This is a genomic window from Pseudobutyrivibrio ruminis HUN009, from assembly GCF_000703005.1.
Lineage (GTDB): Bacteria > Bacillota > Clostridia > Lachnospirales > Lachnospiraceae > Pseudobutyrivibrio > Pseudobutyrivibrio ruminis_A.
The window spans coordinates 941,206-963,074 of record NZ_JNLH01000001.1 but is presented as its reverse complement, the minus strand read 5'-3'; the positions used below and the strand labels follow the sequence as shown (position 1 = coordinate 963,074).

Here is a 21,869-nt window from a genome sequence, read left to right as displayed (position 1 = left end):
TCAATAACTTAGTGAATTATAAGCCACCCACATATTGATGTCAAGAATTCCAAATTAATTCATAAATTATTTAAAATTTGCCAAAAAGTTGTGGAAAAGAGCTTCTAATTCTTCGTATGATTCTACATCATTTATCATGCCTCTGAGCTTGCTTGCACCCTTGTATCCAGCGGTGTACCAAGCTGCATGCTTGCGCATTTCTCTAATTCCAAGGTAATCTCCTTTGAACTCGATTTGAAGTCTGGCATGACGAAGCATTGTATCAATCATTTCCTCGATAGGTGGTTTGCCAATCACTTCTCCAGTTTCAAAGTAATGAAGAATCTGATGGAATATCCATGGATTGCCTTGTGCACCACGACCTATCATAAATCCATCGCAGTTTGTCTGCTCCTTCATGGCGATTACATCCTTTGCATCAAGAATGTCTCCGTTCCCAATTACAGGGATTGATACTGCATTTTTTACATCAGCAATAATACTCCAATCAGCCTTTCCAGAATAGTATTGCTCACGGGTTCTTCCGTGGACTGCAACGGCAGCTGCACCTGACTCCTGTGCGATGTGAGCCATCTCCACCGCGTTAATATGTTCATCGTCAAATCCCTTACGAATCTTAACAGTGACAGGCTTATCGATTGCCTTTACCATTTTTTCTATGATTTCTCCAGCCAATTTAGGATTCTTCATGAGTGCAGAACCGTCGCCGTTATTAACTACCTTGGGAACAGGGCATCCCATATTGATATCAAGAATATCGAAATTACGATGCTCGATTTTTGCTGCCATGGCTGCCATAATTTCTGGGTCTGAGCCAAAAAGCTGCAGACTTACTGGGCGCTCTCTTTCATCAACAGTAAGAAGACTTTCAGTGTTCTTGTTGTTGTAGTAAATGCCTTTGGCGCTGACCATTTCCATGCAGCAAAGAGCCGCTCCCTGTTCCTTGCATAACAGACGAAATGGCAGGTCTGTTACGCCTGCCATTGGTGCCAAAATTAAATTATTGTCTAGTGTTACATTTCCAATTTTTAATTTATTAATCATTATCTCTTTTGCTTATTATAAATAAACTTCATTCCATAGAGTGTAAGATTTGGATTGTAGATATCGATGCACTTTGTTTCGCTTGCAATAAGATTTCCAAGTCCACCTGTTGCTACAACCTTCACATTATCATAGCCACTCTCTTCTATCATGTGTTTTACGATGTATTCTGTCTGACCAATCTGACCGTATACAAGACCTGCCTGCATAGATGAGATTGTTTCCTTTGCGAGAATCTTTTCAGGCTTCTTGATTTCGATTTCAGGAAGCTTTGCTGCATCCTCCCAAAGAGCCCTTGCGCTGATTCGAATACCCGGAGCAGTTACACCTGATACGAATGCTCCATTTCCATCTACCAAATCGTATGTAGTAGCTGTGCCGTAATCAATTACGAGAACTGGACCACCGTAGAGCTCATAAGCGCCTGCTGCATCAACAATTCTGTCTGCACCAATCTGCTTTGGATTCTCTGTAGCGATGCGGATGCCTGTCTTGATACCAGCCTCAACGATGATAGGCTGAATATCGAAGTATTTAATGATTGCACTTGTAAGAGAGTGCATTACATTTGGAACTACAGATGCGATTATAACATCGTTTACCTTTGATGCATCCAAATCGTTTGAACGAAGGATATCCTTGATTACGATACCAAACTCATCTGATGTTCTGTTTATCTTTGTAGTGATACGGAAGTTGCCAAGAAGAGTATCTCCATCAAAAACTCCCATAGTGATATTTGTATTTCCAACGTCGATTGTAAGTAACATTACATGCCCTCCCCAAGGAAAACTACTTTATAGTATGTCTCAAGTGCTTCGAATAATTCTGTTCGTTCTCTCTGCATTCTTTTTACTTCAAGTGCAGAGCCAATCTCGTCATAGAGTAAATCATCCTCGTTGTGATCTACGTCGATTCTAAGACTGCCATCCTCTTCGTAGATGAACTGAATTGTTCCACTAACTTCTTCAGTGTACATAACGCACATGATTTTTAATTCATCCTTAATCATTGGAGGGAGTCCCTCGAAGTCCGGATTCAAATAAAATTTTTTAGTGTAGCAGCTGGCGCCGCATAATACTACTTCTTCTTCCATATCAAATGTATCCATAGATTCCTCTAACAGAAACCTCTCCTGTACTAATTATTTGTTGTTGACCGTCAACTTCTATGATGAGCTGGCCGCGGTCATCGATTCCTCTTGCAATCGCTTCGTAGGAATTCTCCTGAGCCTCTATTCTAACACGTTCGTTCAGATTAGCAAGATATCTTTCGTATTCTTCCTTTAGGCCGGACATATCCTGAGTCTTTATGAAGATATTGTAATACTTCCTAAAGCTCTCCCAAATAGCTTTTGTAATCTCTGAACGATGTCCCTTTTCACCGGATTGCTTCTGCAATTCAATATCTACTGAAGTGGCCTTGAACGCAATTTCCTCTGGGAACTCAGTGTTGTGAACGTTGACACCAATACCTACTACAACGTACCAAACCTTGTTGTCCTTCATTTCCATCTCTGTCAGGATACCGCAGATTTTCTTTCCGCCAAGTACGATATCGTTGGGCCATTTTATTTTGCCCTCTAGGCCATATAGATTTGATAAAGCATCCCTAACTGCCATAGCTGCAACAACGGTGATTGTTGGGATGGCCTCTAATGAAATATCATCTGGTGTAAGCAAGAGTGAAGTTGAAACTGAATCCTTTGTAGGTGATTCCCACTTTCTTCCGATGCGGCCCTTGCCGGCTGTTTGTGTGCCTGCTGAAATAACTAGCCCCTGTGCTTCGTTGTCATGAGCACGTTCTTTAATTCTGTCGTTTGTTGAATCTACAGATTCGTAGTATTCGTATCTTATTTCTTCTAACATGAACCTAATGTTGCATACATGATAGCTTTGATGGAATGCATGCGGTTTTCTGCTTCATCAAATACTATTGAATGCTCGCCTTCAAAAATTTCGTCTGTAACTTCCATACAGTCTATTCCAAATTTGTCGTGAATCTGCTTGCCGATTGTAGTATTCAAGTCGTGGAAAGCAGGAAGGCAATGCATGAATTTTGCATCTGGCTTTGCATAAGAAAATGCCTTTGCATTAACCTGATATGGGCTAAGGTCGTTGATACGCTCTACCCAAACCTCATCAGGCTCACCCATTGATACCCACACATCTGTGTAGATAACATCAGCATCCTTGCAGCCCTCTGCTACATCCTCCGTAAGTGTGATTGTAGCTCCTGTCTTGCTTGCAATATCCTGGCACTGCTTTACAAGTGACTCCTCTGGGAAATATTTTTTGTTTGTGCAAGCCACGAAATCCATACCCAACTTTGCACAAGTGACCATAAGGGAATTACCCATATTATAACGGGCATCGCCCATATATACAAACTTTATTCCCTCAAGTTTGCCAAAATGTTCTTTGATTGTCATCATATCTGCAATCATCTGCGTTGGATGTGATTCATTTGTTAGACCATTCCATACAGGAACACCTGCATATTTTGCCAAATCTTCAACAATAGTCTGCTCAAATCCACGATACTCTATTCCGTCATACATGCGACCAAGGACGCGAGCTGTATCGGCAATAGATTCTTTTTTGCCAATCTGAGAACCTGATGGATCAAGATAAGTTACATTAGCCCCCATGTCGTAAGCTGCAACTTCAAATGAACATCTGGTACGTGTTGATGTCTTCTCAAAAATCAATGCAATATTCTTTCCGGCCATATAATCTTTTTGAGACTTACCCTGCTTTTTTTCAGCCTTAAGCTGAATAGATAAATCAATAAGATAATTGATTTCCTCAGTAGTTAAGTCCAACATCTTTAAATAGTTCTTTCCCTTTAAGCTCATAACGTACCTCCTTAGCGATGTATATTTATGCATTTATTGTAATTAATTATGCATTATACAATAAAAGAGCTCTTGGGTAAAGCCCAAGAGCTCAGATTTTGCATCAATATATTCAAAACTAATAGAAAACGTGGTTACCAATAATGAGTCCATCTTTTGAACCTGCGCGTCTAAAGTGTGTTGCACCACCTGTTGTATCAACACCTGCAAGGGCATCATAAGCTGCCTGAACACAAGAAGCCTTTGGTCCCTTTGAGATAACTGATGACATACGTGAAGTTGCAAACTGTCCCTTTGCGAAAATAACTCCGCTGATAGTGTTTGCATAAGAACCGCTGCGAACTCTGTTCATAACAACAGAACCAACTGCAACCTGGCCCTCGTAAATCTCGTTTCCTGCTTCAATCTGAATGATTGCTGCAAGAAGAGTAACATCGTCTGCAGAATCAATAATGCTTTGATTTTCTGCAGCGGCAGCAGCTGCTGCCTCCTTTGCCTGACGTGCTGCTTCTTCTGCTGCAGCCTTAGCCTCTGCCTCTTCTTCAAGAGTGATAGCTTCGCCAGTAGCCATGTCCACCTGAACATACTCTGCCTTAACATATCCTGATACGCCTGCTGATGTAACTGCTACCCAGCCATCAACTTCCTCTGCATCAGAATTAACCGTAAGCTTTGTTCCCTCAGAAACAACCTTGAGGATGCTAGAATCCTCTGATGCTTCGCTACGAATGCGAAGTCCTGCTACATCTGTTGTAGCGTATGTATCACATACATCCATTGCAAGCTCATAAGCTTCGATGCCTGTGACACAGAAATCTGCTGATACAAAGCCGTGTGCATTACCTGACTCGATTTCGTACCATCCGTCAAAAACATCTACGAGTGTAGCAACATCGCCAGAACGAAGCTTTCCAATAACTTCTGAATCTGAGCTGGCTTCTGAACGAATAGAAAGATAATCGTCAACCTGTGCCATAACCTTGTCTGCCCACTCATCGTATTCATTTTCTAAATCAGGCTCAACCTGATCTGTTGTAGACGCAACCACTGTAACATCCGCTGATGCATAAACCAGACTTGAATCTCCTGCTGTGAGCTCCATTGATGATACTGCTGAGAATACACCTGCTGTGCTAGTTGGCTGAACATCTACAGCTGTAGTAGAAACCTCTTTCTCAGGTGCGCCTGTGTATGCGCCTGTAAATAAGAGCATCAATGCTACTGCAAGAGCTCCTGACTGCATAGTACGTTTATTGATATACTTTCGATTCTTATCGTACGCTGCAGCAAGATAATTGCTAAATTTAACCATAAGCCTCCGTTGTTTTTTACAAAAAAATTCTATTTATTACAACTTTGTTACGAAGGCTAATATAACATTATTACAATTTTTTGTCAAATTACGGCATCAATACAGTCCCAAAGCTCTTGATATTTGATTGGTTTTTGGATGCAATACTTAGCTCCCATAAGCTTATATTTAAGCAAATCTGTCTTCTGTCTGCCTGAGCAAACTATGATTTTAGCGTGCTCATCAAGCTGGAGCAATTTATCTATTAGCCAGTCTCCGCCGATGCCACCTTTCATCATAATATCTGTGATTACTACATCAGGATGAAATGCTTCATACATTGTGTATGCGTCGTAACAATCCTGTGCCTCGATAATTTCTGCATCATCAGAAAGAATTCTTTCCAAAGTGCGTCTTGCAAAAAGTTCGTCATCAACTATTAATACTTTCATTAACCATTCCCCTTTTTTTCATAATAGTTATTCTCCATAACTAATTTTATCACGTATTTTCGCCGGATTGTACTATTATTTGACTTTTAATTCACGATTGTTATCATGTAAATGTTCAAATAAAAATACTTAATATTTATATAAGAGGTTCTATATGAAAAAGATAGTAATGACAGGCGGTGGTACTGCTGGTCATGTCACTCCAAACCTAGCTTTAGCTCCACTTCTCAAGGAGCAGGGCTACGAAATCTACTACATCGGTTCATATACTGGAATCGAAAAGAAATTGGTAGAAAATGCAGGCATCACCTACTATGGTATTTCATCTGGCAAGCTTCGTAGATATCATGATTGGAAGAATTTCACAGATCCTTTCAGAGTTATCAAAGGCTTTTCTGAAGCAAATCAATTGCTCAAGCACATTCAGCCAGATGTTGTATTTTCAAAAGGCGGATTTGTTTCTGTACCAGTTGTTATGGCAGCTGCTCGTCAGCATGTTCCTTCTATTATTCATGAGTCTGATATGACTCCAGGACTTGCCAATAAGCTAGCTATTCCATTTGCCACAAAGGTATGTTGCAATTTCCCTGAAACACTTCAGTATCTTCCAGAAGGCAAATCAGTTCACACTGGCTCGCCTATTCGCCGAGAGCTTTTCACTGGCTCAAAGGAAAAGGGCCTTGAGTTCACGGGATTTACTGCCGACAAGCCAGTTATTTTAATTATGGGTGGAAGCATTGGCTCCCGATTCATCAACAATGCTGTTTGGGAATCACTTGATACACTACTTTCAGATTTTCAGATTGTTCATTTAGTTGGTAAGGGAAATATCAACAAAGATTTGGAAGGCAAGACCGGTTATCAACAATATGAGTTTGTCAGTGAACAATTAAACGATGTGTTCGCCATGACAGATTTGATGATAAGCCGTGCAGGTGCAAACTCAATTTGCGAGATTCTTGCTTTAAAGATTCCAAACATTCTTATCCCGCTTTCAGCTGCAGCTAGCCGTGGAGATCAGATTCTTAATGCAGAAAGCTACAAGAAGCAAGGATTTTCAACAGTTCTTCAGGAGGAGGAGCTTACATCTGAAATTCTAATTAATGCGGTAAAAGATGTTTACGATAGAAGAGATTCTATAAAAGAAACCATGGCATCAAGCCATTTGTTAGATGCTAATAGCACAATATTAGAGTTAATAAACGATATTAACAAATAAAAGAAAGGAGCCGGTACATTAAGTACCTGCTCCTATTTTTATCTTAGTACAATGATGAAGCGATTGCAGCTCCGAAAACAGCAATCAAAATAATGTAAAGTACTAACACGATAGCTACCCAGATAAGTGCAGCTCTAGCCCAGTTCTTCTTAGATGGCTTTGTGTTGTTGCTGAATGACCAAACAAACATCAAAACGATGTTTACGATTGGAATACAGCAAAGAAGTGTTGTAAGCATCCACTCACCTACACCAACTGTCTCATCAACTACAGGCTGCTGGTATACAGGCTGCTGATTAACTGGCTGACCTGTCATTGGGTCAAAATTCATATTGTTGTCCATATCTCTTCTCTCCTTTTTGTTATGAAATTAACATACCTGTAAATTATAAATTTCTTAACTTTCAGAGTCAAGAGATTAGTTAAATCTTTTTAAAATAATTTTTTTCACTATTATTTTATAATGAAAGCTTCTTTACAACCTCTGCAGTCTCTTCTTCAGTAAATGACTGATGGCTCCAACCGCAAATTGTTTTATCAGGATCATCCTCATATCTTGGGATGATGTGGATGTGTAAATGATGGACTGTCTGGCCTGCTGCCTCACCATTGTTTTGTACGATATTTACGCCGGCGCAGCCAAGTTCTGCCTTCATTTTATTTGCTACTTTTTTAGCAAGTGGTAATGCCTTTTCAAGCACATCATCATCTGCCTCAAGAAGGTTTGCAAAGTGATTCTTTGGAAGGATAAGTGCATGTCCTTTTGTAGCAGGATCTGCATCCAAAATTACCTTAAAATCATTATCCTCAAAAATAGAATTTGTTGGAATATCTCCATTTGCCAACTTACAGAAAATACAATTGTTGTCCTTCATTACATTATCCTCCTAGCTAAAATTGAATATTTCATCAAGCATGCGAAGGGTTCTGAAATTGCCCTTTGCTGTCATATCTCCCACTGAAAATGCACGCTGGAATGTTTCACGGCCTGCTACGATGTTGTCCATGATTGAGCCGGAAAGCTTCATGTAAACATCAATATTGTCTTCTTTGCCGTAGTGGCATTCAAGCTGCTCACCCATTACATTCATAAATAATGGCTGGCTCTTCCCCTCGACCATAAATAGATATTTTGCATAGAATTCTGGGTTTCCTCTAAAGTGAACCTTGAAATCGTTTATGTATTCATTAGCGCTGTCTTCCTGCTTCTGCCCCATCATATCTCTGAACATGCTCGTAAGATCGGCGATGTCTGCCTTCTGTGTCTGAACATACTCATCGTCAGATACAAACTTTGAAAGCTGCTCTGATTCCTGTGGTGAAAGCTCAAGCTGAGCAGTCCTGAGGATGCTTCGTGTGACAGCCTGATTGCTGGTTGGCAATCCCTTTGTATGCTGTGAAATTGTGCGGTAAAGTGTCTCTACTTTCTTTTCGATAATGTGAGCATATTCCGCATTTTCTCTGAATTCTTTAAGATCCTCTACGTATCCGCAGAAGCCAGAACATGGCAAGCCACCAAGAATCTCCCAAGCATTTTCAAGGGTAACCATAGCCTCACGCTCGCCATAGGTTGTAGACATTACAACAGGCTGCATGTATGTGGTGGCAAGAGCTGATTTATCAGCATACAGCCAACATGCATCCAAGAACTGATTCATATATCCGCCGATTCCAAGCCATTCCACTGTGGTTGCAAGAATAATTCCATCTGCATCCTTAAGTGTCTGTGGAAGCATTGAAATCGCATTTTTTTGTTCGTAAATATTGTAAAGGCGAACCTCAACCTGGAGCTCTGTCAAAACCTGCTCCATTTTGTTAATTACATATAAAGTTGGGTCCTCCAAAAGGCCTCTTCCGCCGTAATAGATATTAACTTTCATACATCATTCCTCATTGATATCATCCTGTTTTAAAGTATAATTTTTTTCGGACTCAAAATCAACGTGTGACCCCTTTATTAATGTAGGAATTCCGTAGGTAAAGAATGTTATGACTAAGCCTGCAGTAAGACCTCCCAAATGACCTACATTATCTGTTCCAGCATATGCGAAACCGAAATAAAGAGTAAGTCCCGCCATAATCAGCATTCTTTTGGTGCTTATTCCGTTATATTTCCCTTTGTGTACAAGAATAACAATAAGCATTCCACCAACTATTCCAAAAATTCCACCGGATGCTCCAGCCACAATATCGTTTTTTCCCATCAAACACATAAAAAAGAATGACAAAAAAGAGCCAGTAAGTCCTGACCCTAAATATATTCCTAAATAACGCACTGGTCCCACTGCTCGTTCAAAAATCTGCCCAAGCAAAAATAAAAGCAGCATGTTATTCATCAAATGTTCAATTCCAAAATGCATGAATGTAGCTGTAAGAAGACGATACCACTCCCCATCTGCAAGTACTTTGTTTGGGTTCATGGCACCGTTTAACAGCATGAATAAACCATCCGTAGTGTCACCCATTATTTCCAACACTACGAATGTAATGATATTTATAGCAACCAATATAAAAGTTATTGGTGTTTCCTTTGGATTAAAATACTCGTCCCTCAAAATTATGCTAGCATTTCCTGTGGCATTCTGTGTAAAAGCTTACTCATTGCCACTTTGTGCTCTTCCTCCATCTCCGTAAGTGGAAGTCTAAGGCTTCCTACATTAAATCCTAACATATTCATTGTGGATTTAACAGGGATTGGATTCACTTCACAGAACAATGCATCTACTAACTCAAGGTAATCGAGCTGTAATCTTCTGGCCTTTTCCTCGTTGCCATTAAGATATTCCATAACCATATCGTGAGTGCCCTGAGGTGCAACATTGGAAAGCACTGAAATTACACCAATTCCTCCGAGGGAAAGAATTGGGATAACCTGGTCGTCGTTTCCTGAATAGATATCAAGGCATCCTCTGCAAAGGCTGGCAAGCTTGGTAATCTGAGAGATATCTCCGCTTGCTTCCTTGATTCCTACGATGTTTTTATTCTCAAGGCCCAACTTCATAGCTGTTTCTGGTTGGATGTTGCATCCTGTACGACTAGGTACATTGTACATGATAATTGGAAGGCTTACTTCATGAGCGATTGCTGTGTAATGCTCGTACAAGCCCTGCTGTGTTGCTTTGTTGTAGAAAGGCGTAACAATAAGAAGTCCATCTACCCCAAGCTTTTCAAGCTTCTTTGAAAAATCAATAACAAGCTTTGTAGAATTGGCACCTGCTCCTGCAATAACAGGAATTCTGTGGTTAACTCGTTTTACTGTAAAATCTATAACAGAAAGCTTTTCTTCCTCAGTCATTGTGGCTGGCTCGCCTGTTGTGCCGCATACAATGATTGCATCTGTATGGCCTTCAATCTGTCTATCAATTAAAGTTCCGAGCATGTCATAATTTACGGTATCGTCTTCGTTAAATGGAGTAATAAGTGCTACTCCTGCTCCCTTAAATAATGTCATGTCCATCCTCCTTAATAATATCTTCGATAAGCTCACGCTCATCCATGTGGTGCTTTACACCTTTTATTTCCTGGTAATCCTCATGACCCTTACCTGCAAGTACCACAATATCACCTTCTTTTGCATTTACAAGGCAATAACGAATTGCTTCCTTACGATCAGGGATTGTTACGTATTCGCCATCAGCTTTCTTAACGCCGATGAGAATATCATTGATAATATCCATTGGCTCCTCGTTACGTGGGTTGTCTGATGTAACAACTGTAAGATCAGCAAGCTTTGAGCTTACCTCTCCCATTTCATAACGACGGCTCTTTGCACGGTTTCCTCCGCATCCAAAGAGGCAAACCAATCTGCCTGGCTCATAGGCCTTGAGAGTTGTAAGAAGGCTATCAAGAGCCATTGCATTATGTGCATAGTCAATCATGACTGTAAATTTCTTTGAAACTGGCACAAGCTCAATACGTCCCTTTACGTGAACATCCTTGAGGGCTGCCTTGATTTTATCCTCTGCAACATCAAACTGCTTGCAGATAGCAACTGCTGTAAGTGAGTTGTAAACAGAGAATGTTCCTGGAACGTTTACCTCAACATCCATGTTTTCCTTGCCGGCGATGTGATACTTAACACCAAGAGCGCCGTGCTCCTTGAGAAGCTCAACATTTTCAGCAATAAGGTCGTTGTCCTTACCGTAACCATATTTAATGACATCGCAAGTGTGTCCCTTAAGGATACCATCGATGTGCTCGCTATCTCCATTAAAAATACCTACTTTACACTGCTGGAAAAGAAGGCTCTTGCAGTGCATATAATCTTCAAAATCCTTGTGCTCATTCTCACCGATATGATCTGGCTCAAGGTTTGTGAATACACCGATGTCAAAAGTGAAACCTGAAACTCTGTGAAGCATAAGAGCCTGGGAGCTAACCTCCATAACTACTGCATCAAGGCCAGCATCAACCATCTGTCTGAAAAGCTCCTGAACACGGTATGATTCTGGAGTTGTGTTTACAGCAGGAATGCGCTCCTCACCAACGATTGACTCGATTGTGCCAATAAGACCTGTCTTGATGCCTGCCTTTTCAAGGATTGACTTTACCATGTATGTGGTAGTTGTCTTGCCCTTTGTACCAGTGATACCGATAGTCTTAAGCTCCTTTGCAGGGTGACCAAAGTATGCAGCTGAAAGAATTGCAAGAGCCTGACGGCTGTTCTTTACTTTGATGTAAGTAACACCTGGAACTGTTTCAACATCTTTTTCGATGATGATAGTGCCTGCGCCCTTTTCGATTACATCTGGAATGAAATCATGGGCATCTCTAACTGTGCCTGAGATGCAAACAAACACTGAATCCTTTTCTACTTTTCTTGAGTCGTATGTAAGTGTAGATATTTCGCGGTCTAATTCTCCTGCGAATAACTCATAGTCTAATTCTTCTAAAAGAGTTGTTAATTTCATTTTTATACCTCTATTTCTCCTGAAAATACCTCGGTTGCTGGACCTGTCATGAATACGTGATTGCTTGCGCGGTCGTATTCTATGGTAAGGTCACCACCTCTCAGGTGAACTAATACTTTGTCTTCTGTCTTTCCATTAAGGATGCACGCCATAACACATGCACATGTGCCTGTTCCGCAAGCCCAAGTCTCGGCGCTACCGCGCTCCCAAACTCGCATGTTAGCCTCAGTACGGCTGATAACCTGAACAAATTCTGTATTGGTACGCTTTGGAAATCTTTCGTGATTTTCAAAAAGTGGACCGTATTTTTCAAGTGGGAAATTTGCTGTGTCATCTACAAAAACAACTGCATGTGGGTTGCCCATTGAAACGCATGTTATGTTCCAAGTCTTGCCGCCTACTTCGATTGGTTCATCAATGACCTGGTCATTTTCAGAAACCACTGGAATATCTGCAGGTGTAAGAATTGGCTCACCCATATCTACGCGAACCTGCTGAACCTTGCCGTTTTCTGGATAAAGGATAAGAGTAAGAACTCCGGCTCCTGTTTCTACAGTGATTTCAGTTTTGTCTGTAAGCTTGTGGTCGTAGACATATTTAGCAACGCAACGAATGCCGTTACCACACATCTCTGCCTCTGAACCATCAGCGTTATATATGTGCATTCTGAAATCTGCCTTGTCAGATGGGCCGATTGTGATAAGACCATCTGAGCCGATTCCGAAATGTCTGTCGCTAACTTTAATAGAAACTTCTGCTGGGTTATCAAGCTGCTCCTCAAAAAGATTTACATAAACGTAGTCGTTACCGCAGCCATGCATTTTTGTAAATTTCATATAATGTCCTTTCGAAACTAGTTAACTGTACGGTTTCTATCATACCACAAGTATACTCCGCACTTTTTAATATTATAATGCCGCTTTGTGCTTAAATTATTGCAAATAGTGCTGATAGATATATAATAAATTTAAGATATTATAGGAGGTTGCCATGGATAGATACTCGAAAAAAGGCTATTTATATGATAATTTCAAGATTTTTCATCTCGTGGATTCGAATTTGGGTGAGATTGATTTTCATTATCATGATTTCCATAAAGTGCTGATACATCTATCTGGAAACACCTCCTATTCCATAGAGGGCCAGACTTTCGATTTGCAGGCAGACGATATTGTTTTTGTCAGTGCAGGAGAAGTTCACCGTCCTATTTTTCACGATAATTCCCCTTACGAGAGAATCATCATTTATATTTCAAAGGAATTTTTGGCAGAATACAGTCGCGAGGGAAATGATTTATCTTATTGCTTTAGAAATGCAATGGAAAAGGGTTCTCATGTTTTGAGACTTCACTCTTTCAAGAATTCTAAGGTGGCTGCTGCTGTCGGAAAGCTCACCACCAATCTTGGCAAGGAGGATTACGCCAACGAACTTTTCATGCAAGTGCTGTTTTTGGAATTTATGATTGAGCTGAATCGAGCTGCAATCAGCGATGAGGTTGAATATATTTCTACCAATTATGCTGGGTCAAAAATCGGAGAGATTATTCATTATATTAACGAACACCTGGCAGAGGATTTGTCTGTGGATGCAATAGCTGGGGAATTTTTTCTTTCCAGGTATTATTTAATGCATACTTTTAAGAATGAAACTGGCTATACCATCGGAAACTATATTACTATCAAGCGTCTCTCAATGGCACAGTCATTGATTAATTCTGGTGTCGCTATAGTGGAGGCTGCTGAGCAGGCCGGCTTTGGTACCTACTCCACATTCCTTAGGGCATACAAAAAGACCTATGGCACTAGCCCTAAGAAAAAGGCTATGTCACAGGCCTCGCTGTCATTTTAATGTATTAGAAAATATAGCTTGCAATATATTCAGTTTTTTCTGGGATAGCAATTCCTGGATCTGCAAGCTTAAATGTAAGCTGCTTTCCCTCTTCGCGACACTGATTTTCAAAGTGATACATTGCGATACCTAAATCTACTTTCTGTAAATCATATGTGCCATTGTCGTAGCCGCGATCCTTCTTTTCGTAGAAGTGTGCACCATTTTCAGTTACTACTACTCGCCATGGTTGCTTATTAACAGCTGATGGCGCAAGGCGAACTGCTTCAAGGGCTAAAAGAATACCACGTTCCTTTGCCTCATCCTGAGTAAGTGGGGTGTTGAAATCACCTTTAAAGAATAGGTCTGAGAAGTCAAATCTGGTGTCGGCTTTTACTCCTTTTCTCATAAGCACTTCCTTAACACCCATTTTATCAGCCTGGTATCCAATAGGGCTCATGCATGGCATAATTTCATCTGCCTGAAGATTTGAAGCAGCTTCAAATTTATCTCTTGGCATTGTTCCACCAATCCAAACTGAACCTATTCCTTTACTTTCCGCATACATTAATAATTCTTCAAAACTATAGCCATAGGCAACATCTGCATTTTCGCCTTTTTTGACCTTTGCTGAAATATAATGCTTTTCACCAGATAGAACTGGGCTTGATAAGTCATAATCTTCCTTATTTAAAAACACAAATTCAACTGGGATATTGTATGGATTTACAATACTTGTAGAGTAAGCCTGTAAATCCTTTAATTCTTCTTGAGTTAATCCCTCTCCATCAAAAGTTCTAACACTTCTTCTATTCTTTACATCATCAAAAAACATATACCGTACCTCCGATTAATTTATATTATACTATTTGATTGTGCAAAATCAATCTAAAACATTATAGATTTATGTTATAGCGGGATAATCGCTCTCTTTTTGTGCATTATATACATTTTGCGATTGTGGAAATTGTATAATTTGTATAACTTCTCAATGGAAGTTTTCAGAAATCATGGTATTCTATAGATGTTGATTGATAAAAATGTTTATAGGAGGTTTTGACATGAACATTTTCAAAGAGTTATTTGACAGCGAAAACGGCAAAGTTATGACATTCATAGATTATTTAAAAAGCAGCTACATCGACTAAGTCGATTAGCTGCTTTTGTTTTATATTTTCATCATCTTTTTTCTTAAGAATAATTCCATTGCCATTGTGACAACTTGATTTAAAGTACATCCATTTTCTGCTGCATACACTGAAGCTTTTTCATGAATCTCTGGTGATGTTCTTACATTGAATGTTCCTGAAAACTCTTTTTCTGGAACCTTTCCATATTTTTCACATATTTCCAAATAATTATCAATAGAATCATGAAAAGAATTCTCTAATTCTTCAATTGAGCTTCCATGAAAATTCAATGAATCTTTTATTCCAAAGACCTTTCCAATAAATATATTGTCGCGGCTATCATAGCCTACTGTTGCTCGATATCCTTTATATTTCATCATATCTGATTTCATAAGCTACTACTCCTTTTCTCCAATATCATTTATATATTTTTTAATCATATCAATCTGATATTTATATAATTCCTTACCTGGATGTGGCCCATCAAATTGAACTATTCTACCTGTTTTAATATGAATATATCCTATACTTGAACCTCTACCTCCCTGAAATTTATCGCAATTGCATTTACTCATAAGAGCATCTAAATCTCTAACTGTGAAGTTTTTAGGATATGGTTTTCTAAATAATTTTTCTAATAACTCTTTCTTTTTTGGCATTTGAATCATGCAACTAAATTCTAGTTACATTTTATCATCCTTTCTTTATTTTTCAAATACCCAATTACATAATATATAATTTTTACTTTATTAATATGTCTACAGTGTGGGCGCTGGCGCCGAGCAAGTCGGCGCGCTCGCAGACGGCCATTTGATAATTAATAAACTGCATAAACTGTTCCTCTGATAATGCATTAACTTCCCTTCTCATATGATTAGCAGGTCCATCTGGAGAAATAATCTGCATTCGCTCTAAACCAACCTCCTCATTTAGACTTGCTATATCTTCTGTTCGCATAAACATATACAAATCATCAGCGCCCGGCCGTACGTGGAAGGCTTCATCCAACTTTCCCTCAGCAATATTCTCTAAGACGTGGCCCTCTTTAATTCCATAAGTCAAGAAGGCATACTCATTCATTACATACGCAACAAGAATATATCCCCCAGTCTTTGTAACACGCTTTGCTTCTTTCAAAGCTTGTAATTGCTCTTCTCTAGTCTTTAGGTGATACATCGGTCCAAACAACAGTGTCAAATCAAAAGACTCATCCTCAAATCTTTTGAGCTTAAGTGCATTTCCCTGGAAAGCCTTTACACCTGTGCCCTTGGCTTTAAGCATACCAAGGTTGTGCTTCACCAATTCCACTGCTGTGACATCGTATCCCTCTTCCCAAAGAGGGATACTGTAGCCGCCTGTGGCGGCTCCAATATCCAGAATCCGGATATTAGCTTTATCTTTTCCAGTCTCTGCTGCAACCATATCTAAATATTTGTGGACATATTTCATAGTAACAGTAAACTCCATAATTCCATGGCGGCTTCGCAGGCGTTTATCCTCATTGAATTTGTTATAGTATTCTTCTAAATCTGTCATACTTTATCCTTTAAATGTAAGAACCATCTCAAAATGAGATGGTTCTGTCTAAATCACATGTAGTTTATTTAAGCTAACGGGAAGACACATCCATTTGAGATTGCCCTTCGGGCAAAGAGGATGTGTCGTGGCAAATAAAAAATGAAATCAAGTTTCATTTTTTTATTTGCTTCTTCCGCAACACTGTTTGTACTTCAATCCCGAACCACATGGACATGGATCGTTAGGGAAAATCTTCTTTTCCTTTCGAACCTTTGGTCCTGAAGATGCTGTGTCGTCTTTGTTTGTACCAGTAACCTTAGCTACTTCCTCACGCTCAACCTTCTTTTCAATGCGGATTCTGTAGAGCATTGTAAGTGTATCATTGATGATTGCAGCATTCATTGCATCAAGCATATCGTAGCTGGCTGCCTTGTATTCATCAACTGGATTACGGTTACCATAAGCCTGAAGACGGATACCCTGACGAAGCTGTTCCATATCATCAAGCTCTTCCATCCACTTACGGTCGATAACTCTAAGAAGGATAACTCGCTCAACCTCACGGAACTGCTCTGGCTGCTCGAATTCTTTTTCCTTTTTATCGTACATATCAAGTGCAATTTCTGTAAGCTTTTCTTTGAGCTGCTTTTTCTCTTTGATGTTGCCAAGAGAAAGCTTTGTCATTACAGGAACTGGAATGACTGGGCAAAGGAGGTGGTTAAGCTCCTGAAGCTCCCAAAGGTCTGTTTCAACATCATCTGGAATTGTCTTTTCGATACATTCGTCAACCTTGTCCTTAATCATGCTGATGATCTGCTCATGCATATCCTCGCCCATAAGTACACGACGACGCTGCTTATAAATAAGCTCTCTCTGCTCATTCATAACCTGATCGTAATCAAGCAAGTTCTTACGAGCTGAGAAGTTGTTTTCCTCAATCTTCTTCTGAGCCTTTTCGATAGCATCAGAAAGCATCTTGTGCTTAATCTGCTCACCCTCTGGAACACCAAGAGAGTTGAACATTGTGATGAGACGATCTGAACCGAAAAGTCTCATAAGGTCATCCTCAAGTGAGATGAAGAACTGTGATTCACCAACGTCTCCCTGACGACCTGAACGTCCACGGAGCTGGTTATCAATACGACGAGATTCGTGACGCTCTGTACCGATAATCTTAAGACCACCGGCAGCACGAGCTTCCTCGTCAAGCTTAATATCAGTACCACGACCAGCCATGTTAGTAGCGATTGTAACTGCGCCATGCTTACCTGCTTCTGCTACGATTTCAGCTTCCTTCTCATGATACTTTGCATTTAATACATTGTGCTCGATTCCTTCGCGACGAAGCATCTTTGAAACGAGCTCTGAAATATCGATATCGATTGTACCAACAAGTACTGGCTGTCCCTTTTCGTGAGCCTTTTTAACTTCCTCAACAACTGCTTTGTACTTTTCAGCCTTTGTCTTGTAAACAGCATCATCATGATCGATACGCTGTACTGGACGATTTGTAGGAACCTCTACAACGTCCATTCCGTAGATATCACGGAACTCCTGCTCCTCTGTAAGAGCAGTACCTGTCATACCTGCCTTCTTGTCATATTTATTGAAGAAGCTCTGGAATGTGATGCTTGCAAGAGTCATAGACTCGCGCTTAACCTCAACACGCTCCTTTGCTTCGATAGCCTGATGTAAACCATCTGAATAACGACGACCTGGCATGATACGTCCTGTGAATGAATCAACGATCATAACCTGACCATCTGAAACAACATAATCCTGATCCTTAAACATAAGATTGTGAGCACGAAGTGCAAGGATGATGTTGTGCTGGATTTCAAGGTTTTCTGGATCTGCAAGGTTCTCGATGTGGAAGAACTGCTCAACCTTTGCAACACCCTGTGCTGTAAGGTTAACTACCTTGTCCTTTTCGTCTACGATGAAGTCACCAGTTTCGTTACGCTCAACGCCCATGATGGCATCCATCTTTGAGAACTCAGGAAGGTCCTCGCCTCGCTGAAGCTGACGAGCAAGAACATCGCAAAGCTCATAAAGCTTTGTAGACTTTCCAGACTGACCTGAAATGATAAGCGGTGTACGTGCCTCATCGATAAGAACTGAGTCAACCTCATCGATGATACAGTAGTGAAGGCCACGCTGAACCAAATCTTTTTCGTATACACACATGTTGTCACGAAGATAGTCGAAACCAAGCTCGTTGTTTGTGATGTATGTGATATCACAATTGTAAGCTGCCTGACGCTCTTCCTTTGACATGTCGTTTAAAACAACACCAACTGTAAGGCCGAGGAAACGATGAACCTCACCCATCCACTCAGCATCACGCTTTGCAAGGTAATCGTTTACAGTAACGATGTGAACGCCCTTGCCTTCAAGTGCGTTAAGGTATGCTGGAAGTGTTGAAACAAGAGTCTTACCTTCACCAGTACGCATCTCTGCGATACGCCCCTGATGCAAAATAACACCACCGATGAGCTGTACTCTAAAGTGCTCCATGCCAAGGGCACGCTTAGCAGCTTCACGAACTGTAGCGTATGCCTCTGGGAGGAGGTCATCAAGTGTCTCTCCGTTAGCAAGTCTCTCCTTGTATTCTATTGTCTTATGGCGAAGCTCTTCATCAGTAAGAGCCCCCATAGCTTCTCTATATGATTCAATTTTATCTACGATTGGATTGATGCGCTTTAACTCGCGCTGTGAGTGTGTTCCAAACACCTTATCGATAATACTCATTTCGTTAACTCTCCTAACTAGGGAAAATCCCACAAACTTTTATTATTTTACCAAAAATAAAGGGAGTTAACAACAAAAGTTGGCACTTTACACCAATTACATAAACACATAGGATTCCGATGCAAATTGGATTATATCCATAGGTTTTAATTTATACGGAATACGATAAGACAGTATGTTTCCGTTTAACAATGTTCCATTTAAACTGTTGTTGTCCACAAGAAAGAAATCATCACCTTCCTTTGTGATTTTCCCATGGTTTCCGCTGACTGTACGAGCCTTTAAAATAGCATCGTTGTTCCTTGATGAACCAATCCTAAAAATTTCCTTGTTTATGATAAAGTCATCCTCGTTATTATTTCCATCGTATACGAGCTTTCCAACAGCCTTGGCTTCAGTTAAAAGAACTGTTTTTTCTTCTAGCTCGTAATCTGGCTCAACAAGGAAATCCTCAGTGTATGAGTCCTCTTCATCTTTTACCGATTTTCTTTTTGAAATAATATCTTTTGTTGCTGATAACAGCTTTTCTACAAAAGACTGCTTTGGCTCATCATCTTCATAATAATTTGCCAGGTAATCCATATCAGGGTCCTCTTCCAAAGTGACCTTCTCTACGTAAATCTCAGGTCGTTCTGTTTCGGGCTCCTGCACATATTCAGCATTATCCTGAAATGGTTCTTTGTATTCTCTATCTTGAAGGCAATCAATTATTTCTTCTAATGTGTAATCATCCTTCAGACATAAATCGTATGCCATATACAATTGCTTTGCAGATTCCCTATCAGCCTGGGATGCCTTTGAAAGGAAAAATTCCATCAGTTGCCTAAACTGTTCCTGAACTGAGCCAAACTCTCCAGGATAATAGCAAAGGCTAAGCTTGTAATTCTCGTTAGATTTCTCCAAGAAGACAGATTCTTTACTTATCCAAATATGCTGCTCATCGATAAGATACTTTCCTACTTCATCAAGTGCCAGCTGCAAATTTATGATAATTCGCTCCAGCATTTCTATATTTAAATCATGGGCATCAATAAAGTCCTCCAGATTCTCTTTTCGACTTATTGTATAACTGCGCTTTTCCTTACCATCCAATGCAAAGCTACTCATGGTTAACAAAGAAGATATACGGTTGGCGTTAATCATTTTGTTCTCATAATCGATGCTTTTCCCATTACCATCTATCACCATAAAGCTTTCATTGTGCTTTCGTTCATAACTTATTTCCATATACTCTACTCCTTTATAGCATGATATATTCCTACAAGCCCTTCCTTTAATCTGAATAGATTTACAGCGTCAAAACTCCCCTCTTTATACTTCACATATTCCAGAGTAATTTGAAATAATTCGTAGGCAACACCGATAGCCATGCCGAATAAGATAAAGCAAAAGCTTATTATGAATGCGGCCTCTACAGTGTAGCTTCCCTTCAGCTTCATAAAACAATTCCTCCTACAGTATGAATTAAATACATGATTATATAGGCTATTAGAAGGAATGGGACAAATGGTATTTCTATTTTAGGATTATCGTATTTACGTATTAAAACTAGCCCTGTAATTGCTGCCAGCAAAGAACTGAGCCATAACAAAACTGCTGTATCTATAAATCCTAAATACAAACCTGTCACTGTTATGATATAAGCATCACCCATTCCAATTTTTTCTTTTGAAATGTAGCTAAATACAATTGTCAAAAGGCCTATTCCCACTCCACCTAATACGCTAAGTAATGTATGGTGTCTGTAGATTATATTTGTTAGTATTCCAAGAATCCCAAATACTATTATTTCTATTACCCGTACCTGTTTTGTTTTCAAATCATCCATAGCTGTCAATCCGTATAGAAAAGCCAATCCAATTGTTTCCATTCTCTTACTCCTCATCATGAGCTTCCCCTGCAGAACATTTACTGCAAGGTGCCATACTATCCTTCACTTCCTCATAAAGGACCTTCTTTATGTTGTGTTTAATCTCGGTGCAATTCACATCATTGTGGTAGGATGTACCGTAATCTGTAATGTACAAAAAGCCATTTTCATCCTTGTTTTTGCATCTATGACATTCATAATAAATTGCTCCGCTTTTATTTCTTTTGTCCTTAACCTCTCCCTTCGGCACTCTGTGCACCGATGGATTAAGGTAGGTGCAAAAATAATTCACATGATAAACAGACCCATGTTCTGTTATATACACATAACGACCATCGGACTCATATTCTGCCTTATCATACCCTACCCATTTTCTTGTTCTGGCACGCTGATTTACATCGAATGATAAATTTCCTAGCAAGCCAACAGGAAAGGTCATGGTATAACTGACTTTTAAATCTATATAGTTGCCTTCCGCTTCGCTTCCTAGAAAATTTAGACCTATAGCACCACCATCTATAAACTCTAGTGGTACATTATTTTTTGCCACTTCTATGGCTGCAAGTGATATGGTTCCCGCTAAAAGCCCTGCCTCGGACAATTCTCCATGCACAGATGGATCTTGTTCATTTGGATTTACATCCTGATTAGATTCGCCTGTATTAGCTACATTTCCAAGAGTTACTGCCATAGTTCTACTGGCAAAATCTATTGATTGTTGGATACCAGACTGAACCTGCAACACCCTAAAAATAAACATTCCAAATACCATCAATGAAATAAATAATGGCATTATTATGGCCGCTTCAATAGTGTAACTAGCTTTCTTAAAGGAGGCATAAAAAGGTATCTCCATATCTTCTCTTTTGCAGTTAAGAAACGCAGGCATATTACCTTTCTTTAAACTATTTATATAAACAATCATTTTTAAAACCGGTGCAAATGGTTTTATTTGGGAAACAAATTTGAAGTGAAACTGAGACACCTTTTTACACCTCCT

Annotated in this window: 25 protein-coding genes; 2 read left to right on the top strand and 23 right to left on the bottom strand. The window is 39.8% G+C overall.

Annotated features, from left to right (window positions below; translation table 11 throughout):
• Positions 1 to 66: 66 nt before the first annotated feature.
• From dusB to BO15_RS0104290, 7 genes are all read right to left on the bottom strand, one after another.
• Positions 67 to 1,044, bottom strand: a complete 978-nt coding sequence (dusB, locus tag BO15_RS0104320) for a tRNA dihydrouridine synthase DusB (protein WP_033152714.1) — start codon at positions 1,042 to 1,044, stop codon at positions 67 to 69.
• The gene (locus BO15_RS0104315; protein WP_033152712.1) at positions 1,044 to 1,814 is read right to left on the bottom strand and encodes a type III pantothenate kinase; all 771 of its coding nucleotides are present in this window, start codon (positions 1,812 to 1,814) and stop codon (positions 1,044 to 1,046) included. The genes dusB and BO15_RS0104315 overlap by 1 nt, the downstream gene beginning before the upstream one ends.
• Entirely contained in the window at positions 1,814 to 2,155 is a 342-nt protein-coding gene (locus BO15_RS0104310) for a DUF6145 family protein (protein ID WP_330371741.1), read from the bottom strand. Before BO15_RS0104310 ends, BO15_RS0104315 begins: the two co-directional genes overlap by 1 nt.
• Complete coding sequence (locus BO15_RS0104305) at positions 2,142 to 2,912, bottom strand: biotin--[acetyl-CoA-carboxylase] ligase (RefSeq protein WP_052169764.1); 771 nt, start codon at positions 2,910 to 2,912, stop codon at positions 2,142 to 2,144. The genes BO15_RS0104310 and BO15_RS0104305 overlap by 14 nt, the downstream gene beginning before the upstream one ends.
• Positions 2,906 to 3,901 carry an ornithine carbamoyltransferase gene (gene argF, locus BO15_RS0104300; protein WP_033152711.1) on the bottom strand — a complete coding sequence of 332 codons (996 nt, stop codon included), beginning with the start codon at positions 3,899 to 3,901 and terminating at the stop codon, positions 2,906 to 2,908. Before argF ends, BO15_RS0104305 begins: the two co-directional genes overlap by 7 nt.
• 118 nt (positions 3,902 to 4,019) lie before the next feature.
• On the bottom strand, positions 4,020 to 5,213 hold the full coding sequence (locus BO15_RS0104295) for a cell wall hydrolase (RefSeq protein ID WP_052169763.1): 1,194 nt from the start codon (positions 5,211 to 5,213) through the stop codon (positions 4,020 to 4,022).
• Between the two features lie 83 nt (positions 5,214 to 5,296).
• Entirely contained in the window at positions 5,297 to 5,644 is a 348-nt protein-coding gene (locus BO15_RS0104290; RefSeq protein WP_033152709.1) for a response regulator, read from the bottom strand.
• Between the two features lie 154 nt (positions 5,645 to 5,798).
• On the opposite strand from BO15_RS0104290, the gene BO15_RS0104285 reads away from it, so the two are divergent.
• Positions 5,799 to 6,863: an undecaprenyldiphospho-muramoylpentapeptide beta-N-acetylglucosaminyltransferase gene (locus tag BO15_RS0104285; RefSeq protein ID WP_033152707.1), complete on the top strand. Its 1,065-nt coding sequence runs from the start codon at positions 5,799 to 5,801 to the stop codon at positions 6,861 to 6,863.
• A 43-nt stretch (positions 6,864 to 6,906) separates the two neighbouring features.
• Here BO15_RS0104285 and BO15_RS0104280 read toward each other — a convergent pair whose 3' ends face one another.
• The 7 genes from BO15_RS0104280 to dapF all read right to left on the bottom strand — a co-directional run bounded on the left by BO15_RS0104280 (position 6,907) and on the right by dapF (position 12,609).
• On the bottom strand, positions 6,907 to 7,206 hold the full coding sequence (locus tag BO15_RS0104280) for a hypothetical protein (protein ID WP_207641075.1): 300 nt from the start codon (positions 7,204 to 7,206) through the stop codon (positions 6,907 to 6,909).
• Positions 7,207 to 7,321: 115 nt separating this feature from the next.
• Positions 7,322 to 7,738: an HIT family protein gene (locus BO15_RS0104275; protein ID WP_033152705.1), complete on the bottom strand. Its 417-nt coding sequence runs from the start codon at positions 7,736 to 7,738 to the stop codon at positions 7,322 to 7,324.
• A 12-nt stretch (positions 7,739 to 7,750) separates the two neighbouring features.
• Positions 7,751 to 8,743, bottom strand: coding sequence for an SCP-2 sterol transfer family protein (locus BO15_RS0104270; RefSeq protein WP_033152704.1), 993 nt, complete (start codon positions 8,741 to 8,743; stop codon positions 7,751 to 7,753).
• A gap of 3 nt (positions 8,744 to 8,746) precedes the next feature.
• The gene (locus tag BO15_RS0104265; RefSeq protein WP_052169934.1) at positions 8,747 to 9,328 is read right to left on the bottom strand and encodes a rhomboid family intramembrane serine protease; all 582 of its coding nucleotides are present in this window, start codon (positions 9,326 to 9,328) and stop codon (positions 8,747 to 8,749) included.
• A 92-nt stretch (positions 9,329 to 9,420) separates the two neighbouring features.
• Positions 9,421 to 10,314 (bottom strand): 4-hydroxy-tetrahydrodipicolinate synthase, encoded by an 894-nt coding sequence (gene dapA, locus BO15_RS0104260; RefSeq protein ID WP_033152702.1) that lies wholly within the window; start codon positions 10,312 to 10,314, stop codon positions 9,421 to 9,423.
• A complete protein-coding gene (locus BO15_RS0104255) occupies positions 10,301 to 11,773 on the bottom strand; it encodes a UDP-N-acetylmuramoyl-L-alanyl-D-glutamate--2,6-diaminopimelate ligase (protein ID WP_033152700.1) in 1,473 nt (490 codons plus the stop codon). The genes dapA and BO15_RS0104255 overlap by 14 nt, the downstream gene beginning before the upstream one ends.
• A gap of 2 nt (positions 11,774 to 11,775) precedes the next feature.
• Positions 11,776 to 12,609 (bottom strand): diaminopimelate epimerase, encoded by an 834-nt coding sequence (gene dapF, locus BO15_RS0104250; protein ID WP_033152698.1) that lies wholly within the window; start codon positions 12,607 to 12,609, stop codon positions 11,776 to 11,778.
• Positions 12,610 to 12,763: 154 nt separating this feature from the next.
• Between dapF and BO15_RS0104245 the strand changes: the two genes are divergently transcribed.
• A complete protein-coding gene (locus BO15_RS0104245; RefSeq protein ID WP_033152697.1) occupies positions 12,764 to 13,621 on the top strand; it encodes an AraC family transcriptional regulator in 858 nt (285 codons plus the stop codon).
• A gap of 4 nt (positions 13,622 to 13,625) precedes the next feature.
• Here the strand turns inward: BO15_RS0104245 and BO15_RS0104240 are convergent, their stop codons facing one another.
• The 9 genes from BO15_RS0104240 to BO15_RS13055 all read right to left on the bottom strand — a co-directional run bounded on the left by BO15_RS0104240 (position 13,626) and on the right by BO15_RS13055 (position 21,854).
• Entirely contained in the window at positions 13,626 to 14,435 is an 810-nt protein-coding gene (locus BO15_RS0104240) for a nitroreductase family protein (protein WP_033152695.1), read from the bottom strand.
• Positions 14,436 to 14,768: 333 nt separating this feature from the next.
• Positions 14,769 to 15,122 carry a type II toxin-antitoxin system HicB family antitoxin gene (locus tag BO15_RS0104235; protein WP_052169762.1) on the bottom strand — a complete coding sequence of 118 codons (354 nt, stop codon included), beginning with the start codon at positions 15,120 to 15,122 and terminating at the stop codon, positions 14,769 to 14,771.
• Between the two features lie 6 nt (positions 15,123 to 15,128).
• On the bottom strand, positions 15,129 to 15,389 hold the full coding sequence (locus BO15_RS0104230) for a type II toxin-antitoxin system HicA family toxin (protein ID WP_033154679.1): 261 nt from the start codon (positions 15,387 to 15,389) through the stop codon (positions 15,129 to 15,131).
• 82 nt (positions 15,390 to 15,471) lie between these two features.
• Positions 15,472 to 16,266 (bottom strand): class I SAM-dependent methyltransferase, encoded by a 795-nt coding sequence (locus tag BO15_RS0104225; RefSeq protein WP_033152693.1) that lies wholly within the window; start codon positions 16,264 to 16,266, stop codon positions 15,472 to 15,474.
• Positions 16,267 to 16,428: 162 nt separating this feature from the next.
• Positions 16,429 to 18,999, bottom strand: a complete 2,571-nt coding sequence (gene secA / locus BO15_RS0104220; RefSeq protein ID WP_033152691.1) for a preprotein translocase subunit SecA — start codon at positions 18,997 to 18,999, stop codon at positions 16,429 to 16,431.
• Between the two features lie 96 nt (positions 19,000 to 19,095).
• Positions 19,096 to 20,226 carry a DUF6382 domain-containing protein gene (locus tag BO15_RS0104215; RefSeq protein ID WP_033152689.1) on the bottom strand — a complete coding sequence of 377 codons (1,131 nt, stop codon included), beginning with the start codon at positions 20,224 to 20,226 and terminating at the stop codon, positions 19,096 to 19,098.
• Positions 20,227 to 20,231: 5 nt separating this feature from the next.
• Entirely contained in the window at positions 20,232 to 20,438 is a 207-nt protein-coding gene (locus BO15_RS0104210; RefSeq protein WP_033152688.1) for a hypothetical protein, read from the bottom strand.
• A complete protein-coding gene (locus BO15_RS0104205) occupies positions 20,435 to 20,869 on the bottom strand; it encodes a sortase B protein-sorting domain-containing protein (RefSeq protein ID WP_157752315.1) in 435 nt (144 codons plus the stop codon). The genes BO15_RS0104210 and BO15_RS0104205 overlap by 4 nt, the downstream gene beginning before the upstream one ends.
• A gap of 4 nt (positions 20,870 to 20,873) precedes the next feature.
• Complete coding sequence (locus tag BO15_RS13055) at positions 20,874 to 21,854, bottom strand: TadE/TadG family type IV pilus assembly protein (protein WP_052169761.1); 981 nt, start codon at positions 21,852 to 21,854, stop codon at positions 20,874 to 20,876.
• Positions 21,855 to 21,869 lie beyond the last annotated feature (15 nt).